This is a genomic window from Flavobacterium sp. (assembly GCF_028689845.1).
Classification (GTDB): Bacteria; Bacteroidota; Bacteroidia; order Flavobacteriales; family Flavobacteriaceae; genus Flavobacterium.
The window spans coordinates 77,880-101,732 of sequence record NZ_JAQVCH010000007.1 but is presented as its reverse complement, the minus strand read 5'-3'; the positions used below and the strand labels follow the sequence as shown (position 1 = coordinate 101,732).

The 23,853-nt window shown below is 34.3% G+C and carries 17 protein-coding genes; 5 read left to right on the top strand and 12 right to left on the bottom strand.

Annotation, left to right across the window (positions count from 1 at the left end):
- Window positions 1-100: 100 nt before the first annotated feature.
- The 10 genes from PHR76_RS04685 to PHR76_RS04640 form a co-directional block, all read right to left on the bottom strand.
- Window positions 101-418 (bottom strand): hypothetical protein, encoded by a 318-nt coding sequence (locus tag PHR76_RS04685; protein ID WP_366143568.1) that lies wholly within the window; start codon window positions 416-418, stop codon window positions 101-103.
- Between the two features lie 4 nt (window positions 419-422).
- Window positions 423-1,337 (bottom strand): heme o synthase, encoded by a 915-nt coding sequence (gene cyoE, locus PHR76_RS04680; protein WP_300059064.1) that lies wholly within the window; start codon window positions 1,335-1,337, stop codon window positions 423-425.
- A gap of 106 nt (window positions 1,338-1,443) precedes the next feature.
- Window positions 1,444-3,555: a gliding motility protein RemB gene (locus tag PHR76_RS04675; RefSeq protein WP_300059062.1), complete on the bottom strand. Its 2,112-nt coding sequence runs from the start codon at window positions 3,553-3,555 to the stop codon at window positions 1,444-1,446.
- 17 nt (window positions 3,556-3,572) lie between these two features.
- Window positions 3,573-4,316 (bottom strand): deoxyribose-phosphate aldolase, encoded by a 744-nt coding sequence (deoC, locus tag PHR76_RS04670; RefSeq protein ID WP_300059060.1) that lies wholly within the window; start codon window positions 4,314-4,316, stop codon window positions 3,573-3,575.
- Window positions 4,317-4,469: 153 nt separating this feature from the next.
- Complete coding sequence (locus PHR76_RS04665; protein ID WP_300059058.1) at window positions 4,470-5,192, bottom strand: energy transducer TonB; 723 nt, start codon at window positions 5,190-5,192, stop codon at window positions 4,470-4,472.
- A gap of 49 nt (window positions 5,193-5,241) precedes the next feature.
- The gene (locus PHR76_RS04660; protein WP_300059056.1) at window positions 5,242-5,541 is read right to left on the bottom strand and encodes a VanZ family protein; all 300 of its coding nucleotides are present in this window, start codon (window positions 5,539-5,541) and stop codon (window positions 5,242-5,244) included.
- Window positions 5,542-5,608: 67 nt separating this feature from the next.
- On the bottom strand, window positions 5,609-5,989 hold the full coding sequence (gene gcvH, locus PHR76_RS04655; protein WP_300059054.1) for a glycine cleavage system protein GcvH: 381 nt from the start codon (window positions 5,987-5,989) through the stop codon (window positions 5,609-5,611).
- A 68-nt stretch (window positions 5,990-6,057) separates the two neighbouring features.
- Window positions 6,058-13,266 (bottom strand): cell surface protein SprA, encoded by a 7,209-nt coding sequence (sprA, locus tag PHR76_RS04650; RefSeq protein WP_300059052.1) that lies wholly within the window; start codon window positions 13,264-13,266, stop codon window positions 6,058-6,060.
- A 63-nt stretch (window positions 13,267-13,329) separates the two neighbouring features.
- Complete coding sequence (gene ruvA, locus PHR76_RS04645) at window positions 13,330-13,911, bottom strand: Holliday junction branch migration protein RuvA (protein ID WP_300059050.1); 582 nt, start codon at window positions 13,909-13,911, stop codon at window positions 13,330-13,332.
- A 79-nt stretch (window positions 13,912-13,990) separates the two neighbouring features.
- The gene (locus tag PHR76_RS04640) at window positions 13,991-16,288 is read right to left on the bottom strand and encodes an NADP-dependent malic enzyme (RefSeq protein WP_300059048.1); all 2,298 of its coding nucleotides are present in this window, start codon (window positions 16,286-16,288) and stop codon (window positions 13,991-13,993) included.
- 241 nt (window positions 16,289-16,529) lie between these two features.
- Between PHR76_RS04640 and PHR76_RS04635 the strand changes: the two genes are divergently transcribed.
- From PHR76_RS04635 to PHR76_RS04615, 5 genes are all read left to right on the top strand, one after another.
- A complete protein-coding gene (locus PHR76_RS04635; RefSeq protein WP_300059046.1) occupies window positions 16,530-17,621 on the top strand; it encodes a HAMP domain-containing sensor histidine kinase in 1,092 nt (363 codons plus the stop codon).
- A 6-nt stretch (window positions 17,622-17,627) separates the two neighbouring features.
- Complete coding sequence (locus tag PHR76_RS04630; RefSeq protein ID WP_300059044.1) at window positions 17,628-18,953, top strand: sigma-54 dependent transcriptional regulator; 1,326 nt, start codon at window positions 17,628-17,630, stop codon at window positions 18,951-18,953.
- Between the two features lie 360 nt (window positions 18,954-19,313).
- Window positions 19,314-20,594, top strand: coding sequence for a Glu/Leu/Phe/Val dehydrogenase (locus PHR76_RS04625; RefSeq protein WP_300059042.1), 1,281 nt, complete (start codon window positions 19,314-19,316; stop codon window positions 20,592-20,594).
- 18 nt (window positions 20,595-20,612) lie between these two features.
- Window positions 20,613-21,005: a GreA/GreB family elongation factor gene (locus PHR76_RS04620; RefSeq protein WP_300059040.1), complete on the top strand. Its 393-nt coding sequence runs from the start codon at window positions 20,613-20,615 to the stop codon at window positions 21,003-21,005.
- A 10-nt stretch (window positions 21,006-21,015) separates the two neighbouring features.
- Window positions 21,016-21,435 (top strand): hypothetical protein, encoded by a 420-nt coding sequence (locus PHR76_RS04615; RefSeq protein WP_300059038.1) that lies wholly within the window; start codon window positions 21,016-21,018, stop codon window positions 21,433-21,435.
- 132 nt (window positions 21,436-21,567) lie between these two features.
- Here the strand turns inward: PHR76_RS04615 and queG are convergent, their stop codons facing one another.
- Both queG and PHR76_RS04605 read right to left on the bottom strand, forming a co-directional pair.
- A complete protein-coding gene (gene queG, locus PHR76_RS04610) occupies window positions 21,568-22,500 on the bottom strand; it encodes a tRNA epoxyqueuosine(34) reductase QueG (protein ID WP_300059037.1) in 933 nt (310 codons plus the stop codon).
- On the bottom strand, window positions 22,493-23,833 hold the full coding sequence (locus PHR76_RS04605) for a cytochrome P450 (protein WP_300059035.1): 1,341 nt from the start codon (window positions 23,831-23,833) through the stop codon (window positions 22,493-22,495). The genes queG and PHR76_RS04605 overlap by 8 nt, the downstream gene beginning before the upstream one ends.
- Window positions 23,834-23,853: the final 20 nt, after the last annotated feature.

Genomic DNA, 23,853 nt, shown 5'->3' with positions numbered 1-23,853 from the left:
TGTGCCAAGTGCAAAATCACGACAATATACAAAAATGAGGTTGTAACATTACTCTCGCTTCCTGTAAAAAAGTAGCCATTTTCAATAATTTGATTAAAACCTAAAAATTGTAAAATAACAAATAAACACCTAAGCCTAAGGTTGCAAATAACCAAATTGATGTTAATTTTCGGTTATTTTGTTTGATTGATTTTCCAGCTAGATGAAAAGTAATACTGCTTAAAATTATGGCCAACGTGCTTAAAATAAAAGCATTTGGCATTTCGAAATCAATTAGCCAATCTTTTCGACTTGAACTCACCACATACGCACTGGTTAATCCGGCAAACATCATGACCATACTTATCATGGCAAACCATAATAATAATTTATAAGACTGTCCTTTTCTATTCGAGTGTTCTTGAGCTGTCATTTCCATTTTATCATAAAAATTTATCGGCAATATATACTAATTGCAGTAAGGTTATATAGCTCACGCTGACTAACATTAGTTTTCGTGCGGCTTTTTTATCTCTTTTTTTATATAATTCAAAAGCAAAATACAACATCCAAATTCCGAGCAAAAGTACAACAATTGCAGCAATTGGAGATAAATATAATCGACTTCCTACAATGCCAATGTAAGGAAAGATTGCTGGCAATAGTGAAGCCACAATTAACCAAAAGGTATAGAGTATCGTTTGAAGAGCGGTTCCTTTATCTCTTTTTCCTGTTGGAAGCATAAAAAATCCTGCTTTTTCATAATCTTCATATAAAAACCATCCAATAGCCCAAAAGTGTGGAAATTGCCAAAAAAACTGAATTAAAAATAACGTTCCCGCTTCTAAACTAAAATCATCGGTAGCGGCAACCCATCCCAACATAAATGGTATCGCTCCCGGAATAGCTCCAACAAAAACAGAAAGTGGCGTTATGGTTTTTAAAGGAGTGTAGACACTGGTATATAAAAAAATAGAAATCGCACCAAACATGGCTGTTTTAGGATTGATTAGGTATAAAAGTATCAACCCAATTATTGTCAAGGTAAAAGCAATAAACAACCCAAAATTAACAGAAATCCTTCCCGCAGCCAGTGGTCTGTTTTTAGTTCTTTCCATTAACTTATCTAAATCTTTTTCAATCACTTGATTAAATGCATTTGATGCACCCACCATGCAGTAGCCGCCGACAACCAACATTAAAAAAGTAGTCCAACTGAATGTCGAAATATCTAAAATTCCTAAAAAATATCCTGCAATCGATGAAAAAACAACGCTAATGGATAACCCTGCTTTGGTGATTTGTTTAAAATCGACGAAAGGTGTTTGAACAACAATTGAATTTTCGGTAGTAGTCAAGGAGTTTTTTTATTTTTAAAACTTCGGCAAAGATACAAATTAGATTTCGGAAATAGATTCGAACAATTTAGAAATAAGTTGTTAAATATAAATAGAAATTAGACGATTAATAATCAAAATAGAAATTAAATAAATCTGCTCTTACGCCAACCGAAAACCAATTTGTTGATTCTTTAAATGCAGTAACCGTATTTTGCATTGGATCAAAATTGCGATAAATCAAACTACCAAAAAGCTTTAAATTATTCGTAGGATTAATTAAATACCCCGCTTGAACATCGGCAATAAAAATCGTGGTTTTATTTCCTTGTCCAATTTTCACATTGGTATCATAAGGTCGGTCTTCATTATAACTCAAATAAATATTGCTTCCATAATTAGAATTATCTTCTACAGTGTTAAAATCCAAACCGCGAATTCCATAGGTCACTTTAATATCTCCAAACCAACGTCCTTTATGGTAACGAGCAATAGCCAATAATTCAGAAGCATTTCCGCCCCATTGATGGCCAATACTTTGATTGTTGTGCCCGTAATTTGTAATCGGTGTGCTATGCGAATACACATACGGACGTATGCGGTTATATTCAATTTGAAGAAGCAAATTATCTACCTTAAACGCGTTGTAATACTTGGCTCCAATTTGATAACCAAATTTATTCCTCCAACTTTTATTTCCTTCTTTTACATCAGCTACAGAAAATTCATCAATTAAAAACTGACCATATAAATTGATTCGATTGTTCCATTTATATTTAGTAGCGATTCCTAATAATGCATTTCCTGATTTAGAAGAAGAATTAAATTCTACCGAACGATAAAAAATAAGTGGGTTTACAAAACTAAAATCAAACCCTCGATTATTTGTGTTTGTCCACACCACCGATTCGAAAAAACTAATATTTAATCGGTTAGAAACATTCCAACTTAAATAATGATTGGCCATATATTTTGAACCATACGTTCCGTCTACCGTAGCTTCAGGCGAAACGTCTTTTAGCCACATATAGGTATTGGTATATTTAATTTTCCAGAATTTTGTATTAATTTTAAAGTAGGGATACGGACTTGCTCCGTCACTCGTAAACAGTGAACGATATCCATCGCCAATAAAATTACGACCATATCCTAGTTGAAAGTCGAAGAATTTTCCGGGAGAATAGGTTAGATTTGCTTCAGATAAAGGAAAATCATACGAATCGGTTTTGAATTCCTTGGCTATACCAACTCCGGGAATAATGGCGTGATTTCCGCCTGACGGACGAATACTTTCTGCATAACGATTGTAATAATCGGCAAACCGGCCTTGACTTTCATAAATAGAAGTGGTAAAACTGACTTCTTTTCCAATCCCACCCTGCACTTGAATTCCACGCGTGTTTTGATAAGTATAATCGGCTTTACTTGGGTCGCTTTTCCCTACGCGAAGATCTAAAATCGGATTAATGGTAAACCAATAATTATCGCCTTGAATATCTACTAAATGTTCATTCCAGAATTTTCTTCCCCACCAACTCGTTTTATCTTTTAGAATGGCTTGATTTTTATTTTCAAAATCATAATATTGATTAACTTCTGCATAAGTAAATGGTTTAGAAGCCGTATGACTATTCGCTCCCATTTGATTCATTTCCCTATCAAATTGAGCATAATAACTGTGGGAAAACGGAATATTTAAATTGCTTTTAAATTGCGGATTTTTAAATTGATGATACTGAATACTATCCAATTCATTTAGTTTCACTTTATCTTCTAGTCCAGCCTTTGTTTCAGAATTTTCTAAATTCTCTGCTGCTAGGTTAGAAATAGATGCACTGTCTTTTAACGGAATCGAAATTTTGATTGAATAGCGAGAATAGGTAGGATTTCCGGCATAAGTTGTAGGATTAATTTGTGGCATCTCTTCAAAAACACGTTTACATTCCTCATTCAGTTCTGGATAAGGAGCGTTTACATATTGCAAAACAAATTTACCTTGATTATTAACTTCAAATAAAACAAAGAAACTTCCTTTATAATTTAAATTTTGAACATTTTCTGGCACTTTAAAACGAGAAAATATTTCTTGTTGCACTTGCGAATAAAAACACGTCGCTAATTCTTGATTAGATTTTCCTTCACAGGATGGAAAAACCGGAAATTGTTCGGTTGTAGCCGTTTGAGCCCAAGAGCTGAATGTCAATAAAAGCAATACGAGATGATGAAGATAATTTTTCATTTACAATCAATTCCTAATTAATATGCACTATCCGAAATTTGTCCGTGAGCAATAGCTTTTGCAGCTGAAGTACCAATTCGTTTAACGCCAAGCGAAATCATTTCCAAAGCTTCTGCATGCGTACGAACGCCACCCGCAGCTTTTACTGGAAGAGGCGAACTGTTTTCTAACATCATGATGATTGCCGGAACGGTAGCTCCATTTGGCTTTCCGTTTTCAGTTTTATAAAAACCCGTTGATGATTTAACAAAAACGTCTTGGTAATTTTCTTCTTTAAAATTAGCCATCACCACATTTTTAATTAAAACCGAAAGTTGAATAATTTGCTGGTCGGTTAAAGCTGCGATTTCAATAATCCACTTCACGGTTTTTTTATGGTCTAATCCAAACTTAGTTCCTTGTAAAATTTCGTGTTTTACGGTTTGAATTTCGCCAAGTTTAAATTTTTCATAATTGCAAACAAAATCCAACTCGTCAGCTCCGTCTATGACTGCTTGATTTGCTTCGTCTAATTTTTCTTCGATAGAAGCGGTTCCTTCTGGAAAACCGATCACTGTTCCGATTAATACTTTTGACTGAGCTTCAAGAATCATCTTTTTAGCCAAAGCAACCATGTCGGGTCTTATCATGATTAATTTGAAGTTTTCTTCAATAGCTTCTGCAATAAAACTTTCTACGATTTTTTTATTCTCTTCAAAAGACAATCCAGCCTGAGAAGGCGTTTTTAAATAGGTCGAATCTAAATATTGTGTGATAATCATAACGTAAAAATATAAAAAAAACCCTAATTTTTAGGTTTTTTTGTTAAGCAAATATTATAAAAAATAATGACAAAAATGACTTAAATAAATTTTAATAACCAAACAAAAAAAAATCCACTCATTAAGAGCGGATTTTGATATTGGGATACTTTTTTAATTTAATTTAAAAGTAATAGGAATACTCATGGTCATCCGAACTGGTTTTCCTCTTTGTTTTCCAGGAATCATTTTAGGCAATTTAGACATGATTCGTTGTGCTTCTTTTTCAAGTGTTGGATAAGGTGCTCTCATATTTGCAATGGTTACACTTCCGTCTTTTTCAATTACAAAACTCACAAAAACTCTTCCTTGGTGACCAGCATCTAAAGCAGCTTCTGGATATTGAAAATTCTTTTTAATATGGTTTTGAATTTTTTCTTGAAAACAATCTTTACGTTTATCTTTTGGCACACCTTCACATCCAGGGAATAAAGGTACGTCTTCGATAATCGCAAAAGGAACATCTACCTCTGGCTCATCTTCAATTGCTACAACAACTTTTTCTGCTTTAACAACTACTTCTGCTTGATTAGTTTCTGTCGATTGAACCTTGGTTTCTATAATTTCTTTTTTATCCTCCACTACTTTGATGATTTCTGGAGCCGCTGGTGGCGGTGGCGGTGGCGGTGGCGGTGGTTGATTTAACTGTTGCGTAATTGGCACTTCTTCATCTAAAAAACTATTGTCAATTTTTGAAGTAAGTCCAGACAAATCTTTTTCGTATGTTTTTAACTCTATCGCAAAATAGGTCAGAACAACTATAGCAGCCAATCCTAATTGGAAAAAAATTGCACTATTCCTTTTTGGATCAACATTAGGATTCTTTTTTGGTTCCATAATTTATAATTTGAGTTGCTAAAGTAGCAAATTATTAAAAACTTTAAAGTTATTTTAAAAAATTTAACCTTTCACGGTTTAGAAACAGCAAAAAAGCTGCTGTTAAACTCCCCAATGAATTGAATAAAACGTCTTTTATTTCTGGCTCTCGGTTACTAGTAAGTACGCCTTGCAATACTTCAATTATCATGCCATAAAAAATGGCGAAAGCAACAGAAAGAATGAACGTTTTTTTAAGCTTGAAATGGGTGATAAAATTAATTACCAGCAACACAGTAAGCACAAAGTAAAAACAGAAATGAACATAATTATCTGCTCCTTTAATGGATACTTTAGAAAAATTGTTCATGCTCACTAGACTTAATGTGGTAATAAAAACAAACCACAAAAACAAAAGCAACAGGAACAAGTTCTTTTTAAGCACCGATTAAAGCTTTATAAGCCTCACTATCTAAAAGCTCTTCCACATCAGCGAGATTGGAAACTTTTAATTTTACCATCCAACCTTTTCCGTACGGATCAGTATTGACATTTTCAGGATTAGTTTCTAGACCCTCATTAAACTCAACAATTTCTCCCGCAAGTGGTAAAAACAAATCAGATACTGTTTTCACAGCTTCTACGGTTCCAAAAACCTCATCTTTGTCAAGGGTTTGGTCTACTGTTTCTACTTCCACGTAAACAATATCGCCTAATTCTTTTTGAGCAAAATCTGTAATTCCAATCGTGGCAATTTCACCTTCCATACTCACCCATTCATGGTCTTTTGTATATTTTAAATTTGATGGTATATTCATTTTAAATAATTTTAGCAAATGTAATTTTTATGATTTGATTTTAAAATCTTTTTTATTTAATTTTTTAATTAATTTCCAAAGTTATATCGAAGTGTGAATCCAGAACGAATGTTCGTCAGCGGGAAAGCTGTTGAAATCACTGCTTTAGAAAACGTATGGTCATAATAAAAAATTGCAGTTAGGTTTTTACTAAATGCATAATCTGCCGTTAATTTTACTGACCATATATCTTGTCCGCCAGCCAATTGGTTATTATCATAATCTAGGTAACGCACTATTGTTTTGTTATTTCTAAAAGACAAGTCCGTTCTAAAATTAATGTCACTTTTAATAATTCCTTGCGGGTTATCTGCTAAAGAAGAAGTAATTACAACGTCTTTTAAACGATACCCTAATCCCACCACATATTCATGTCCTTGCACCTCTGTTAATAAATTATTATCAAAACTCATTGATAAGGCACGGTCTTTTTTCATTTCCGCTAAAACTTTAAAGGAGTTTTTCATCTCAAAATCCACTCGGATTAATGGATTAAATTGCTCCAATAAATTCACGTTTTGTACAATTGTTTGGTTATAATAGTTTCCAAACCCTTCATTATCTTGACCGCCTGGGTTTTTATCAAATTCAAAATTAGAACGGAACGAATTTATGGTATATGCTGCTTTATAGCTATGTTGTAAAGAAAAACGTTTAAAGCGTTCTTTAAAGAAAGTATATCGCATTAGCCCATTATATTTCACTGTCCAGTTTGGGATTGGCACATCTCTAAACAAACTTGTCGATGCTTTATTTTCATCTTTACCGCTGTAGGCAGCTAAAAAAGCTGGAATTAAAACGGCTTGGTTGTTTTTTCCAAAACCAATTGGATAACCCGCATTAGAGGAATAGAAATTGTATTTCGGATCGGCAGGGTCGGTTGGAACTGGATTTAGAGCATCTCCATAACGCGGAACTGCTCCTCCATAATAACTAGCTGCTAAACGGTCGGCAATAACTAGTCGGTTATCTCTAAAATCTTGAAAAGCAGCAGAGCTAACCTCATCACTTTTGCTAAAAGAAGTCGAAATTAAAACCGTAGATATTGTAAAATTACCCATCGTATAAGGCGAACGAGAATTATAAAATCCGTCTGTAACATCATATTGCTCAGAAAAACTTTCCATATAATTTCGATCGGCGGTTAAATCAATCGTTAAATCGGGGAATAAATCAACTTTGGCTGAACCGTTTAATTGTGTTGTTTTAACTTCTGTATAACTTTGGTTAAATTCAGGATAAGCGGTTAACCATCCTCGCTTGGCGGCTTCTTGACGCACATCATCTTGTACACCAAACACGAAACCTAAAGTAGGCTTAGACGACCCAAAAAACCCGAGTGATTGGGTATAACCAGGTAATAATATTCCTTGGTTTTGAGTATAATTTAATTGGATGTTTTTCACACTAGTAACTACCCCAATTAATCCGTCTAAAAACACGTTTCCTTCAGTTTGTTGCGGGACGCTAGTATTTGTAACTTTTTCTCCAGGTTTAGGAGGGGCTACTTTTGCTTGAGTTGGTTTTTTCTTCGTCTTGGTTAAACCGATGTATTTATAAAATAAATCCATATTCAGCGTTGTGTTCAAACGGTGTGAACTTGAATTCTGAATAGTATTTCCAAGATTGTATATTGTACCATCTTCCGCTTCAACCGAAGAAAGAGCAATGGAAGAACGCATCCAGCTATAGGTTCCGGTATAAGAATAATTTGCTTTTAAGAAACTTAAAAATGGCAATTTATAAAGTGGAATATCGTAGTTTAAAATCAATTGCTGATTTAATTGATTGGCCTCACCTACTTCTAGATAACTATCATAAATTCGATTGGAATCATCTGGCACGCCGTTTTCGTCAATAAAATTTCTAACAAGATTACTTCGGTTTGCGTTGTAATTAATTTTTAATGATTTCGTTATATCATAGTTAAAACCGTACAAATAATTGAAGAGGTAATTTCTTCGATACAAGGCATCTAACGGAATTCCTTCTACTTCTACTTGTCGGAATTGTTGACGGTTATATTGTCTAACAACATTGGTACTAAAATTAATACTAGAAGGCAAATAGTTAAAATTAAAATCGCTTAAAAGTTTCCAATATTGAGATTTTTTCATGAATGCATTAGACTTCAACGGCTCTATTGGTTTTGGAGTAAACGAATAGGAATAATCTACAGCGGAGTTGACTTGTTGGTCTACATAACTCTCTATTTCATAATTATGTTTCTCTACTTCGTTAAAAGAATGCGAAAGTGTCAAGTTTTCAACATTATAAATACGAGCTTTTTGCTCAGGAGCTCTTTCTTTTCTTACACCAATGAAATTGATACTTTTTCGTTTAGTATAATCAATTGCCCGGTCTTCTATGTTTCGTTTTTCTGCTTCGTCTGGCGTGACATCAATTAATTGATCTAATTCTATATCTTGATAAAACGGATCATATTCTGGCGTAATAGTTTGTTCTCCGATTCCATAATTAAAAGGTAAGGTTACGCCCCAACGTTGTGGCAATAACTTTCCGAAATTAAAATTAGTTACAATATCATACTGACGCATATCTTCGCGACTTCTTTCGTTTGGACCTTGTTCTAAAGTACCAAAACCGATGGTTGCAATTCTTCCTGTTGCGGATACGTTAGCAAAATCAGCGGCATTCGCATCTACACTAACAATAGCGGCCATTCCACCTTTGTTTTTCATTCCAGCTACACGCAATTCGTTGAACCAAACTTCACCACGAATACTTTCTAATTCCACTTGACCTGTTCTGCTATTTCTTAAACCTAACATTAAGGTTCTGACTAAACCAAAGTTTGGATTTCCTTTAATACCTAAACGAAGTTTATTGGGTTTATTTGCTAAAGAAGGGTCTAATTCGTCTTCATTTAAAAAATAAATTTCATCTGGATTAGGATTTACACCGTTAATATTTAACACTTTTAATTGTGTTAATAAGGATAGTTTTAAATCAATTTCGTTATCTTCTGGCCAAATTTCATCGGGAGATGTCGTTCCATGCGGCGTTACTTTAAGTGGAATCTCCACTTGGTAGAAGTTTTGTGTGAAATCATTTCCAAATCGAATAAAAGCGACCATTTCATCGTCAAGTAATCGATTGGGATCTAAATTATTTTCAATAGCTTCGGCATGAAGAAACATTTTCAGTTTTTCAAATTGCCGTAAATCCACTTCTACATTTTTAAATACCGCTCTTGAATCTTCAGGCTCTAATCCGCCAGGCATATTACTGTTTTTTGGCGTAACCCGAAGTGCTAAAGATTGTTCGTTTTGATTAATTACAGTATTGTTGTTATATAATTGTTCCCGTTGAACGCCTGGAGGCAGCACATAATTTATCGGTGTCCGATTACTGTTTTCTTGCACATTAACAGCAATAGATTCTAAAACCGTATTATCATCCTGGTTTTGAGCTTCTGTTTCATTCGGATCCAAAGTGCCGGTAAACTGTCTCCATTCTCCTCTAACCAATTCCACTGCGGCAAAACGAACAGTAACTTCTTCTGTAAATCCGGTCATAAACATCCGCATAAAACGAATGGTTCTAAAGTCGGAAATACTACCAATTTTGTTTTGATATTGTGACACAGGTATTTTAAATTGCAACCATCTAGCCGCAGGATAAGTCTCGCCACTAGGCTCTGTTTTTTCAGCTACTAATACCTCGTCGGTAATAAAATTATCGCCAACTAGTAAATTTGGTGCAATATTAATTTTATATTCATAATAGGCATTAATCGTATTCATAGTATTATCACGATTAATATCTTCAACATCAGGCAAAGTAGAATTTCCTCGATTATTATCTGAAACGGTTACGGGTGAATTTCCTTGTAATCCATTGTAGTTTTTATAGCGTTCGATTACATTACCACTGGCAGCCAGATAAAATTCATAATTATCACGAGCTGGATCTGGAAAAGCGGCAAAAGCTGGATATAAAGCGGCTTCTTCTGCATCGGACAAACCGTCTAAACCAACATCTTGTAATGCTCTGTTTCCTTCGTTGGTATCAAATGCATAGATTAGCGATTGTGAAGCAGGAACTTTTCCCCAAATAGAAGGAACAGTTGGCGTAGTGCTGCCTACTTCAGGCAAACCATTTTCATACTGCTTTCTTCCATCTTTTAATACGTCTTCTGAAATCTCTCCTAGATTGATGTATAATTCCCCAATATTGGTTGGTGCGGTTTCATCTGCTCCATAATAAGGGTCTAAAACCCAAAGTTGAAAATATTCTACGTTTCCTTGTTCAAAATTTGTAGAGTTAATTGCACGTGTAATTCCACCAAAATTTTGTGTAGGATTAGGCAATTGATTATCAATTGTTGAAGATGGATTGAAATTATAGGGCCCTCGCTCTGCAGGATAATAGGTTAAATCTAAGGTATTAATTACTTGCAGTTGTCCTTGAGCAATATCAGTAACCGGAAAAATATCATTAATATAAACTCGTCTCGTTTTGTTTAAAGCCATGTCTTGTGGAGATACTCCGCCTGGTCTTTGTGAAGTATAGAAAATTGGATCAATTGTATACCATGACAATTTAGCTCTTCTAAAACCATAATCTAGCCCAGCAGAACTACCAAAGAAATCGTAGGAACTAGATGTGTTTCGCTCAGGTACACTTGATAAACTCCAAGACAAAGCCGACTTAACATCGATAGTACTCTGTGAACCTTCAAAATCATCAATATATAAAGTAGATTCTCCTTCAAAATTATCTGCTTTTGGCGAATCTGGTCTTAAGAAGGCTACCTCACCACGTACTGAAATAGAAGATGCCACATCGGTATCAATGTTTGGGAGTTTATTCACTAATCGGGTTAAGAACGGCAGATCTGATGAATAATTTGTATTAAATCCGAAAATAGTATTATTCACTGATTCTTGACCAAAAGTCGATTTTTGTGTAAATGGTCGTTCTGTCATTCGCAATAACGTAGCTCCCACCTGAAAATTTTCAGAAATTTTATGGTCTACATTAAAGCCCATAAAGCGTCGGGTTTGTTGTCCGAAAACGGAATTATTTTCTACCGAAATATTAATTGGTGTACCTGAAGCTTGTAATGAAGGATCAAGAATTCGAACTCTTCCTAACTGGTAATTCACCGTATAATCTATTCCTTCTGCCAATGTTCTACCCCCCGCTGTTACTACAACCGAACCTTTTGGCACGTTGAACGCTCCAATTGGAATACCGTCTCCACCCGTGGATTTAAATCGCCCTCTTAATAAGAATTTGTTTTTATCACTGTCTTGCAAAGCGGCAGCTTGTGTGCTTTTATACATCGTTCGATAAACATATTTTCCTTGATTGGCATTATAACCAGTGGTTGGATTATCATAATCTTCAATCGGATTCGATGTTTTCAACTTATTAAATAAATGCTTTCCGAAAGGCTCTACCGTCGTAAAAATCAAACGGCCATTTTGAGTATCCACAGTAATTCCTGGCACAAAATCGAAAAATCCATCTCCGCCAACTTGTGGGTCATTGGTATAATTTAATCGGTCTGTATTGAACACTTCTAATAAAGGTGTCTCTGCTACATCTGCCGGAAGTGGCAAAGGAGGATTTCCTGCGGGCGTTATATAGTTTAAAGGGGAAGGATCGGTATATAAAATATTAAATCTAAAATCTTCTTGACTTAATTGAAATGCTTGTGGAATTTGATAAATATTTTTCATCATCAAGTTCCAAATCGGTTTTTCAACATTTGTCAAGTTACTTTTCAACATTTTCAAAATCAAACATTGGGTAACAGGAATTTGAGTAGCCGGATCTACAACCGTAGATTCTACACCACCGTTTCCAAATTCACCAACTTGAAATACTTCGTCTCCAATCGTATATTCATAGGCAACTGCTACCACTTCATCATTCGCTAATCGCTGTTGAAGAGAAAGGTACCCTAATTGTGCATTATAGGTAAATTCACTATTGGTTAATTTTCTAGCATTTTCTAATTTAGAATAATCCAATCCTTCCACTGCTGGAAAATTAAATCCAGAACCAGAAGTAACGATTTCTCGGATACTCGGGTTTAACAAGCCTCCACCAGTTTGAATTAATCCTGGATTAAAATCGTTGTTTGCATTATTAGAAGGTGTGTTGGAACTGACATTAAAAAAACCTCCTGGAATTGGCGAAATCCCCACGACTTCATTGTCGTCCAATCCGTTTATTTGTGCTTCTCCTATATCTTGTAAAGCAATAATGTTTCGTAAATTATTTCCTTCTGGAGAAGTATTCACGCGATTTTGTCGATTCGTTATCCAAACTTCAATGCGTGTAATTTGAACTCGACTATTAATTAATGGATAGTTTTTAAGTGCAAAATCATAATTATCTCGAAAATATTGTGAAAGGAAAAAGTGTCTATCCGAATCATAGTCTAACGCAAATAAATCAAAATCCTGAAGGGTTCCATCGCCCAAAGCGGTCACCGAACGGGTTTGTGATTTTTGCTCAGAATAAACTCCCGTTACCGTAGTTTTTCCAAATTGCAATTCTGCTTTTACACCAAACAAACTTTGTGCTCCACGAATTAAAGTATTGCTCAAAGGCATACTTACGTTACCCACTTCTAGTTTGCGAAGTATCGCATCTTCATCGGGTGTGTATTCTAATTTGATTAAGTTTTGAAAAGCAAAAGTAGACTGTGTATCATAATTAGCATTCACATTCAATCGTGTACCGACTTTACCCGATAAACTCATATTGATTCGCTGTTCAAAATCAAACGTTGTGGTTGTTCGGTTTCGAGGAGAAAAAGAAGGGTTATCTTGTTTAGTGTATCGAATACCCAAATCGACTTCAACCGATCCTCTAGGTTGAACATCAATAGTATTGCTTCCAAAAATACTTTCAAAAAAACCAGAGTTGACATAAAAACGGGGTAACAAATCTTTCTTACCCTCTTCTGCCCCTGCTTTTCTACCATCCATCGCATCTAATTTCTGTTTGAAATACGACCTCATGGACTCTCTTAGAACTAATTCTTCGTATTCTTTTGGTGTCAAAATAACAGGATAGTTAATATTGAATTCACCTATAGAACTATTATAAATATAACGATCGGTAACTGGGTCGTAGGTATAGGCAGAAACAATACTAGGCGGATTGCCTAATTCTACTTTACCTTTATTGAACCCTACCGAATCCGTTGGCGTTTCATCTTCTTGAGAAAAAACTAAAATAGTCGAAAATAACATTAACCAAAGGAGGTTAATTTTAAGATTTGGTATAAAATTATAATGACACTCCGTTTTCAAGTATTATAAATTTTTTAAAGCTTGTTTAATAATTGATTCTATGCTGGCGTCTGGTGTTTCTTTAACAATTTTTTCAACCACTCTTTCTGCCAATTTTTTGTTAAAGCCCAAGACCTCCAAAGCAGATAACGCCTCATCTTTGTTTGTATTGTTTAAAGCCATTGAAACTTCATCCAAATCATACACCTTTAACACTTTTTCTTTTAAATCTAAAATGACACGTTGGGCCGTTTTAGAACCTATTCCTTTGATTGACTGAATCGTAACTACATCTGCAGTGGCAATCGCTTGCAGAATTTGTTTTGGTTCCATCGAAGAAAGCATCGTTCTAGCGATATTAGCACCAATTCCAGAAACAGAAAGTAATAATTTAAAGATTTCTCGCTCTGATTTTTCAACAAATCCAAATAAAGAATGTGCATCTTCTTTGATTTGAAGAAAAGTAAACAGTTTAATGTTTTCTGTGTCTGGTATCAACGAATAAGTATGTAAGGATATATGCAATTGATAGCCAACCCCGTTACAGTCAATAATTACATCGGTTGGGTTCTTTTCTACAAGTCGTCCTTGAATATGAGCTATCATAAATGAACATGTTAATTTTCAAAAGTAACAAAAATCTTTAATTACAAAGCTAAAAAGCGATGAATTACGTAAATATTTGTTAGAGACTAACTTTTATTGATTTATAACGCTTTTCTTTTTCTTGGGCATCTACGATAGAAACCGCAGCCATATTGACCATTTCCTCTACGCTGGCTCCTAATTGGAAAATATGCACCGGCTTGTCTAACCCCAACATTATCGGGCCTATAGAATCAACTTTATAGAGCTCTTTTAACATTTTATAATTGATATTTGCCGCATCTAAATTTGGAAATATCAAGGTGTTTACTTTTTTTCCAGCTAATTTAGAAAAAGGAAATTTATTTTTCAGCATTTCTGGATTCAAAGCAAAATCGGTTTGAATCTCACCATCTACGATTAAATCGGGATAATATTTATGCAAATAGGCTACTGCTTCTCTCACTTTTATTGCTCCTTCATTATTAGAGGAGCCAAAATTAGAATAAGATACCATTGCGATAATCGGTTCCATCCCGAACATTTTAACTGTTTTGGCGGTCATTAAAGCAATTTTAGCCAAATCTTGAGCTGAGGGATTAATATTTATCGCTGTGTCTGATAAAAACATCGGTCCTCGATTGGTCATCATCATATTGGTCGTAGCCACTTTATCAACGCCTGGAGCTTTATCAATCAACTCTAAGATTGGTTTTACAACAGAGGGATAACTTCTAGAAAAACCAGTAACTAATGCATCTGCTTCTCCTTCATTGACCATCATCGCGGCAAAATAATTACGTTCTCGCATCCATTTTTGAGCATCTAATAAAGAAATTCCTCTTCGTTTTCTGCTTTCCCAAAACGTATTGGCATAATGCATTCTTTTTTCGTCACATTCAGCTGTTTTAGGATCTAAAATTGGCACTTCTACATCGAAACCAATTTCCTTTTTGAGCTCTAAGATAATTTCTTTGTTGCCTAATAAAATTGGTGACCCCATACCTTCTTCCCAAACAATTTGAGCTGCTTTCAACACGTCTAAATGATCGGCTTCGGCAAAAATAACTCGTTTCGGATTGGTTTTTGCTCGGTTGGCCAATAAACGAACCATTTTATTATCTGAACCTAACCGTTCTGCTAATTCTTCTTCATATTTTTCCCAATCTAGAATCGGATGTTGAGCTACCCCAGAGTCCATTGCGGCTTTGGCAACAGCAGGAGCTACAATCGTAATTAAACGAGGATCAAATGGTTTCGGAATAATATATTCGCGTCCAAAAATAAGTTTGGTTTCGCCATAAGCAATATTCACTTGTTCTGGCACATTCATTTTAGCTAATTCAGCTAAGGCTTGAACTGCTGCCATTTTCATTTCTTCATTTATTTTAGTCGCTCGAACATCTAAAGCTCCTCTAAAAATATAAGGAAACCCAAGAACGTTATTCACTTGATTAGGATGGTCTGAACGACCTGTTGCCATAATGATATCTTTTCGGGTTTGCATAGCTAGATTGTAATCAATTTCCGGAATTGGATTCGCCATCGCAAAAACGATAGGATCGTTAGCCATCGATAAAAGCATTTCTGGCGTTAAAATATTACTTGTAGAAAGTCCTAAAAAGACATCGGCTCCATCCAAAGCGTCAGCTAAAGTCATTCCTTCTCTACCGTTTGCATATTTTCGTTGTAAAACTGAAATATTGTCCCGTTGTTGATGCAAAACTCCTTTGCTATCAAACATAATTACATTTTCAAGTTTCACACCTAAAAGCAAGTATAGATTTATACAAGCCAAGGCTGCCGAACCGGCTCCAGAAACGACAACTTTGATGTCTTCTGCTTTTTTATCTGCTAATTCTAATGCGTTAATTAATGCCGCAGAAGAAATGATAGCCGTGCCGTGTTGGTCATCGTGCATGACTGGAATGTTGAGTTCTTCTACCAATCGTCGTTCAATTTCAAATGACTCTGGAGCTTTAATATCCTCTAAATTAATTCCGCCAAAGGTTGGAGCAATATTTTTTACCGTTTCAATAAATGCATCAATATCTTTTGTTCCAATTTCAATGTCAAACACATCGATATCTGCAAATATTTTAAATAACAAGGCTTTTCCTTCCATCACAGGTTTTGAAGCTTCAGGACCAATATCTCCCAAGCCTAAAACGGCTGTTCCGTTGGTAATTACGGCAACTAAATTTCCTTTGGAGGTATACTTATAAACATTATTTACGTCTTTGGCAATTTCTAAACAAGGTTCGGCGACACCAGGTGAATAGGCCAAAGATAAATCGCGTTGTGTAGCATATCTTTTAGTAGGAACTACTTGAATTTTTCCTGGGCTTGGTTTGGCATGATATAATAAAGCTTCTCTACGTTTGCTGTCTTTGTGCATGAGATTTTTTCTTCTAAAGATTTACTTACAAAGGTAACAGAGTTGAAGTGAAATCAAAATATAAAATTCATTTTTCGTTATTATTTTTCACCACTATTTTTTAAATTGGAAAGTAAAAAAGATCGAAACAATAACCAATAATTATTTATAAAGGCTAACTTTAAGAAACTACCAAATAAATGAATATCTTTGAATTGGGTAATTTTTACCCGCTTTCTAAAGTTTATTAAAAATAGAAATTATGAAGACTTATTCCGCTGAAGAGAAATTAAGTGAACGAATTAAAGAGTTAGCTTGCTTGTATGAAGTCACTAATATTCTTAATCATGATGAATATTCTGTTTTTGAAGTTTTAAAAAATATTGCAACTATATTAAAAGAAGCCTGGCGATTTACCGATAGAGTTGTTGTAGAAATACGCTACCATGATTTTAATTATTTTACCTCACAAACACTAGAAAATACAGTTTTTTTAAAAGAAGATTTAATAATTGACAACCAACTTTCGGGCGAAATCAAAGTACATTATCCCGCTTCAGATTACATTGAAAGTGACTTTTTAGTTGATGAAATAAAGCTTTTAAGAAAAGTTTCTTATGAAATAGGTGTGTTTTTAGAAAAAAAAGAAAGCAAAGTAAAAGTTGCTTTATTTAAAAAAAGTGCAGAACGGGTTGACCGATTATCCATTTTAGGCGAGATTACGGCTGGCATTGCCCACGAACTCAACACGCCTTTAGGTAATATTTTAGGTTTTGCCGAGTTGATTAAACAACAAAACAGCGACCCACAAATTGAAAGAGACATTACAAAAATCATCAATGCCGCAATTTATTCTCGTGAAATTGTAAAAAATTTGATGTTTTTTTCATGCGAGATGCCTCAGAATAAAACCGTACTTCTTGTCAAACCAATTATTTTAAGAGCATTAGCTTTGCTTGGTCCAAATTTTAGCAAAGGCAACTTAGACTATAAAGTAACTTTTGCCGATGATGAAATTAAAGCTCAAATTGATGACATTCAACTTACACAAGTTTTGTTTAATATTGTTTTAAACGCTATTCATGTTTCACCAGCAAATAGTGTGATAGAGATAGCTGTTTATGCAACAGCTACCGATTTTGTGATAGAAATAAAAGATAACGGCCCGGGTATTCAATCGGACATCAAAGACAAAATTTTTGATCCATTTTTTACTACAAAACCTATTGGAGAGGGAACTGGATTAGGACTAAGTGTGGTTCACGGAATAATCAAAAGTCATCGTGGCGATATTGAAGCACTTGATAATTCTCCAAAAGGCACAAATTTCAAAATAAAATTACCCTTAAAATAAAAAGGCATGAAGCTCAAAAAGGAAAATATTCTTATTGTAGATGATAATTATGACATGTTAGAATTGCTACAACGTCATTTAAAAACATTTCATTTTCACACCTACAAAGCTTCTTCTGTTTCAGAAGCGATTGAGGTGTTAAAATCCTCTAAAATCGACTTAATTATAACCGATTTACAAATGCCTGAAATTAATGGCATTGAACTTATCAAATATGCTGAAGAACATTTTCCTTCCATTCCAAAATTAGTAATTACAGGCTTTCCTTCAGTCGACACGGCTATTAATGCAGTAAAATCGGGGGCGATAGATTATTTATCAAAACCTTTTACAAGAGATGAGTTGCGAAAAGCGATAGATAATTATTTAAACAACAAACAAGAAATTAAGTCTGAAACGATAGAAAACCAGTCTAATTCTGAAAATTTTTCGATGGGAATCGTCGGCAATTCAGAAGAACATTATCAATTAATCGATGTAATTAAACGCGTTAAAGACAATCGAGTGACGGTTTTAATTGAAGGAGAAAGCGGAACAGGAAAGGAGTTAATTGCTAGAGCTATCCATTACCAAGGCCTATTTGCTAATAATCCGTTTATTACCGTTAATTGCGGCGGTATTCCTGAAACTTTACTTGAATCAGAATTATTTGGCTATGTAAAAGGTGCCTTTACAGGAGCAAATGAAACCAAAAAAGGCTTGTTTCATGCGGCAGAAGGTGGAACTATTTTTTTGGATGAAATTGGCAACGCTTCATTAGCTGTTCAAAGTCGGCTTTTGCGGGTTTTACAAGAAAAGGAAATTACCATGGTTGGAGCTCTAATCGCAGAAAAAATTGAAGTCCGAATTATTTCGGCCACCAATAGTAATTTGCAAAACATGATTAAAAACGGAACATTTAGAGAAGATTTATACTATCGATTAAATGTAGTAAATATTGAAACCATTCCACTGCGAAACCGCAAAGCAGATATTTCTCCTTTATTACAAACCTTTATTCATAAATACGAAAAAGAATACAACAAATCCAATATTACTATCACTCCTAAAGCTTTGGAGATTCTCACGCGTCATTATTGGCCAGGAAATGTTCGGGAATTAGAAAACATGGTGCAACGCTTAATTATTTTATGCGATCATGAAATTGACGTTTCGTTGATTCCAAATCAATTAAAATACAAGCAACCCGACGATGATTTCAGCTTGAAACCTTTATCAGAAATAGAAAAAGCATATATATTAAAGGTTTTAGCAGCAGTTCATAACAACAAAACCAAAGCAGCTGAAATTTTGCAGATTGATAGAAAAACACTTCGTCAAAAGCTTTTATAATTTAAAATTCGGGTAAATTATCCCCGTTTGATGCTTTTTTACCCAGTATTTATTTAGATTTTGAAATGGCTTTTACTTCAAACAGCTGATTTTTAGTAATGTTACTCTTTTATATTAAGATTGGCACGCCTCTTGCTTTGTAATGTTTTGAAATATGCTTACGCATGAATGAAGAGGCAACTTTAAAAAAACATCTTTGTCTAAGAAAAAGTTTAAATCATTTCTGAAAATAAATTTATTTTCAGAAGTTATTACTTTTTCTGGTTTGACTTATTTAAGTTTTTGAAGTTTACAAAAACGAGGTTTAGAGGCAGAAACTCAAAACTGTATGTAAAGAATTTATAAATAAACTAAATATAAATGGAAATTTTAAAAGATCAGAAACCAAAAACAATGCTTGACAATGTACTCGAGCAGTTTAACAAAACTGCCGATTCCATGAATTTAAACCCGAATATTCGAAGAATTCTTTCGATAACGAACAATGAAATTATCATTCATTTTCCAGTAAAAATGGACGATGGTTCGGTTGAAATCTTTACAGGATACCGTGTACAACACAACAATGCATTAGGACCTTACAAAGGCGGATTGCGATATCACCCAACCGTTGATGTGGATGATGCCAAAGCTTTAGCAATGTGGATGACATGGAAAACTTCTCTAGCAGGTTTGCCTTATGGTGGAGCAAAAGGAGGAATTCAAATAGATCCTCGTAACTATTCTATTGGAGAATTAGAGCGTATTACGCGTCGTTTTACTTATGCTTTAGGTGAAAATATCGGACCAGAATATGATATTCCAGCTCCAGACGTGAACACCAATGAACAAACAATGGCTTGGATGGCAGATACTTTTATGTCGACTAAATCTCCTAGCGACCGGGCAAACAACAAACATGTAGTTACAGGAAAACCAGTAGGTTCGGGAGGCCTAGACGGAAGAGATAGAGCTACAGGTTTTGGTGTTTACATTACCTTGCGTTTGTTATTTGAAAAAAATAATGAATCCTTAAAAGGCAAAAAATTCATTGTTCAAGGTTTTGGAAATGTTGGATATTGGGCTTCTAAATTCTTAAATGATGATGGAGCTATTTTACTTGCTGTACAAGATGCGCATGCAACACTTTATAATAAAGACGGTATTAATGTGGCCGATTTGTATGAACATTGTAAACCAAGAAAAGGTTCGGTAAAAGGTTTTGAAGGAGCTGCAGAAATGGAGCCCGCAGAATTTTTCGGATTAGAGTGTGACTTCATTATTCCTGCCGCTTTAGGCAATCAAATTACGGAGAAAAACGCTAATCAAATCAAATCGAAAATTATTGCTGAAGGTGCTAATGGCCCAACAAATAATGAAGCCGAACGAATTTTATTAGCCAATGGCGTGACCATCATTCCAGATATTTTGTGTAATTCTGGTGGTGTTATTGGAAGTTATTTTGAGTGGCTACAAAACAGAAATGGAGAGCTTTGGCCATTAGATGAAGTGATGGTTAAAATCGAAAAGAAATTGACTGAAAATTTCAAAAAAGTTTACAATTTAATGAATGAAGAGCAAGTTGATTTCAGAACTGCCGCTTATATTTTAGCGATTAGAAGAATTGAAACTGCCTATATTCAAAGAGGAATTTTTCCTTAATATTTTACAAAAAAAATTATGAAATACGATAAGGTTGTAGTTGATAAAAAAGAATTAGAAAAATTGAAAACACTTTTTTCAACTATTCAAAATGGAAGAGATAAAACATATCGGTTGTCTTTTGAAAAGTTGATGGATGAATTAAAAATGGCCAAATTATTAGATAGTTCTAAAATGCCAGAAGATGTAATTCGCCTTAATTCTATTGTGACAATAAAAACCAGTTTAAGTGACGAAAAGAAATTTCAATTGGTCACTCCTGAAAAAAGCGATTTGTCTCAAAACAAATTATCTGTGTTAGCTCCAATGGGCTTGGCCTTATATGGCTATGCTGAAAATGATGAAATTCAATGGGAATTTCCATCCGGTGTTAACACGATAACGATTACCAAAGTAGAACAACCCGTTTAATACAAACAGTATGGATTTATTTCTTAAAAAGCATCAAAATCAAGAAGATGTTCAAAAATTACTAATTTTCCGTGATATTGAACATTGGAGAGAAGAATTATTAGTCATAAAGGAAGAAGTAAGTTTCTTTAAGACATTGCTAAAAAAGCAGAAACACTCCGAAAAAGAACAAGAATCTGTAAAGAAACTTATTCTAAAATTAGATGCTAAACAGTTAGAAAATAATGCCTTTATATCTAAACTGACCAACTATACTGTAAAATTACAAGGCATTAATGAATGTGATAATCTAGAATGTGAAACGTTTTATTTAAACGATTACATTGAATTTAAGTTTCTGATGGAGTCTTTTTTATCTCAATACAGAAAACTTAAGAAAAATATGATTTCCAAAATTAATAAGGAATTAAAGAAAACAGATTCTATTTAGTTTTTTTTCATTTTTTTCACTTCAAAAAAAAGCAATTGAAAATTTTTCATGCTTTGTAATCTGTAAGGCATAGACTATTTTCGTTTGATACAATTGCAGTTTTAACACCGGTTCGCCGGTGTTTTTTTATTCCTATTTTTTAGTGTTCAATAAAAACGAAACATTTCTTTTAAAACCTTCTAATTTTGTTCGTTTAACGGCAGAATTTTTAAAAACGGCTTTAAAAACATCCTCGGTAATTTCTTCCCAATCTTTCTTGGTATAGGATAACAATTCTGGTTTGGCCTGAAAAAGCGGTTCTTGATGTGCTTTAGAAAACCGATTCCAAGGACAAACATCTTGACAAATATCACAACCAAAAATCCAATCGTCAAATTTTCCGTTCATTTCTGATGGAATAGCTTCTTTTAATTCAATTGTAAAATAAGAAATGCATTTGCTACCATCAACCACATACGGAGAAACAATAGCTTCGGTAGGACACGCATCAATGCAAGCGGTACACGAACCACAATGATCGGTAGTTGGAGCATCGTAATCAAGTTCAATATCCACAATTAACTCTGCAATAAAATAGAATGAACCAACTTTTTGTGTGATGAGATTACTGTTTTTTCCTATCCAACCCAAGCCGCTTTTGGCAGCCCAAGCTTTATCTAAAACTGGAGCTGAATCAACAAAAGCTCGTCCAGAAACTTCGCCAATTTCAGTTTGAATAAACGACAAAAGTTCTTTTAATTTTTCTTTAATTATAAAATGATAATCTTCTCCATATGCATATTTCGAAATTTTATAACTTTCTTCATTCTGAAAATCAGAAGGATAATAGTTCAAGAGTAACGAAATGACACTTTTGGCATCATCTACAAGCAAAGTAGGGTTTAACCGTTTGTCAAAATGGTTTTCCATGTACTGCATTTTACCATTCATTTGTTGATTTAACCAATTTTCTAGACGAGGTGCTTCCTCTTCCAAAAAACCTGCTTTAGCAATCCCACACGACAAAAACCCAAGCCGTTTGGCCTCTTGTTTAATTAAATAAGTATATTGTTCTTTACTATTCATAACGCAACTTAAATTCTAAAATAGCATTTTTAGGCTTTAAAGTAATTAAGGGCTTGATTTCAATTGGGCTTTTTTTCTCAACAATTTCATATTTTTCTACAAGCGAGAGTATCGCAAGAACCATCTCATACATGGCAAAATTATTACCAATACACATCCGTGGACCTGCTCCAAAAGGATAATAATGTTTAGAAAGTTTTAATGCATTTTCTTTTGCAAAGCGTTCAGGTTTAAAAGCAGTAGGATCCTCCCAAAAATCTTTATGCCGATGAATTTCATAAACCGAAAATAACAAATTAGAGCCTTTTGGTAAGAAAACACCATTACATTCGTCATTTTCTTTATTCACCCGATCTATAAAATAAGCCGGTGGATAGAGCCGCATTGCTTCTTCAATCACTTGTTTAGTATAAGAAGCCATTTTAATGCGTTCCATTAAATTATTCGTTTCTTGTTTGATGTTTCTTACTTCTTCAAAAATCTTATTTTGAACCGCTGGGTGTCTTGCTAAAAGTTCAGTACAAAACGTCAATGCGTTAGAGGTGGTTTCATGTCCAGCTGCAAAAAGAATAAGAATTTCATCGATTAACTGACTTTCTTCCATGGTAGAGCCATCTTCATATTTGGCATCTAAAAGCATATCTAATAAATCATCACGTCTATCTTTGCTCTGTATTCGTTCGGCAACTAATCGTCTTAAAATAGCTCGAGAATTATCTGTCATATCTAAATGACGTTTGGTTTTGCCAGAAAGCTCGAACCACCAAACTAGAAATGGCTGTCTCAATTCTTGTACCAACATACTTTGAGTTGCCTCTGTTGTATGTTGTAATACTTTGACGTCTTTGGCTTCCATCTCGATATTAAAAATAGATTTCACTACCGTTTGAAAAGCTAGGTCATTAAAAACTGGAAAAATATCAATTGGTCTATCTGTTTGAATATTTTCTAATTCTGCACTAATTGTATTTTGGATGGTATCCAACAAAAGCATTAATTGACTTTTATGAAAAGCGGGTTGAATAAGTTTCCGTTGTTTTTGCCATACTTCACCTTCTGCCGTTAGCAAACCCTTTCCTACATATTTAGCAACGTCTTTGGTTTGAATAGAAGATTTTGTATAGTTCTTTTGATTTTTTTGTAAAACATGGTTGAGCAAAATAGCATCTCGACAAAACAAAACGGACTTTCCAAAACCAATTTTTAATCGGAAGATATCTCCCAATTTATTAAAGTTTTTTTCATGAAAGGGCAAAGGATTTTTTAAAATACTACCGGCATGATTGAGAAACTTTAAAAACGAAACTTCAGGTATTTTTTGACTTTCATTCATTGTTAAAGCATATTTTTAGC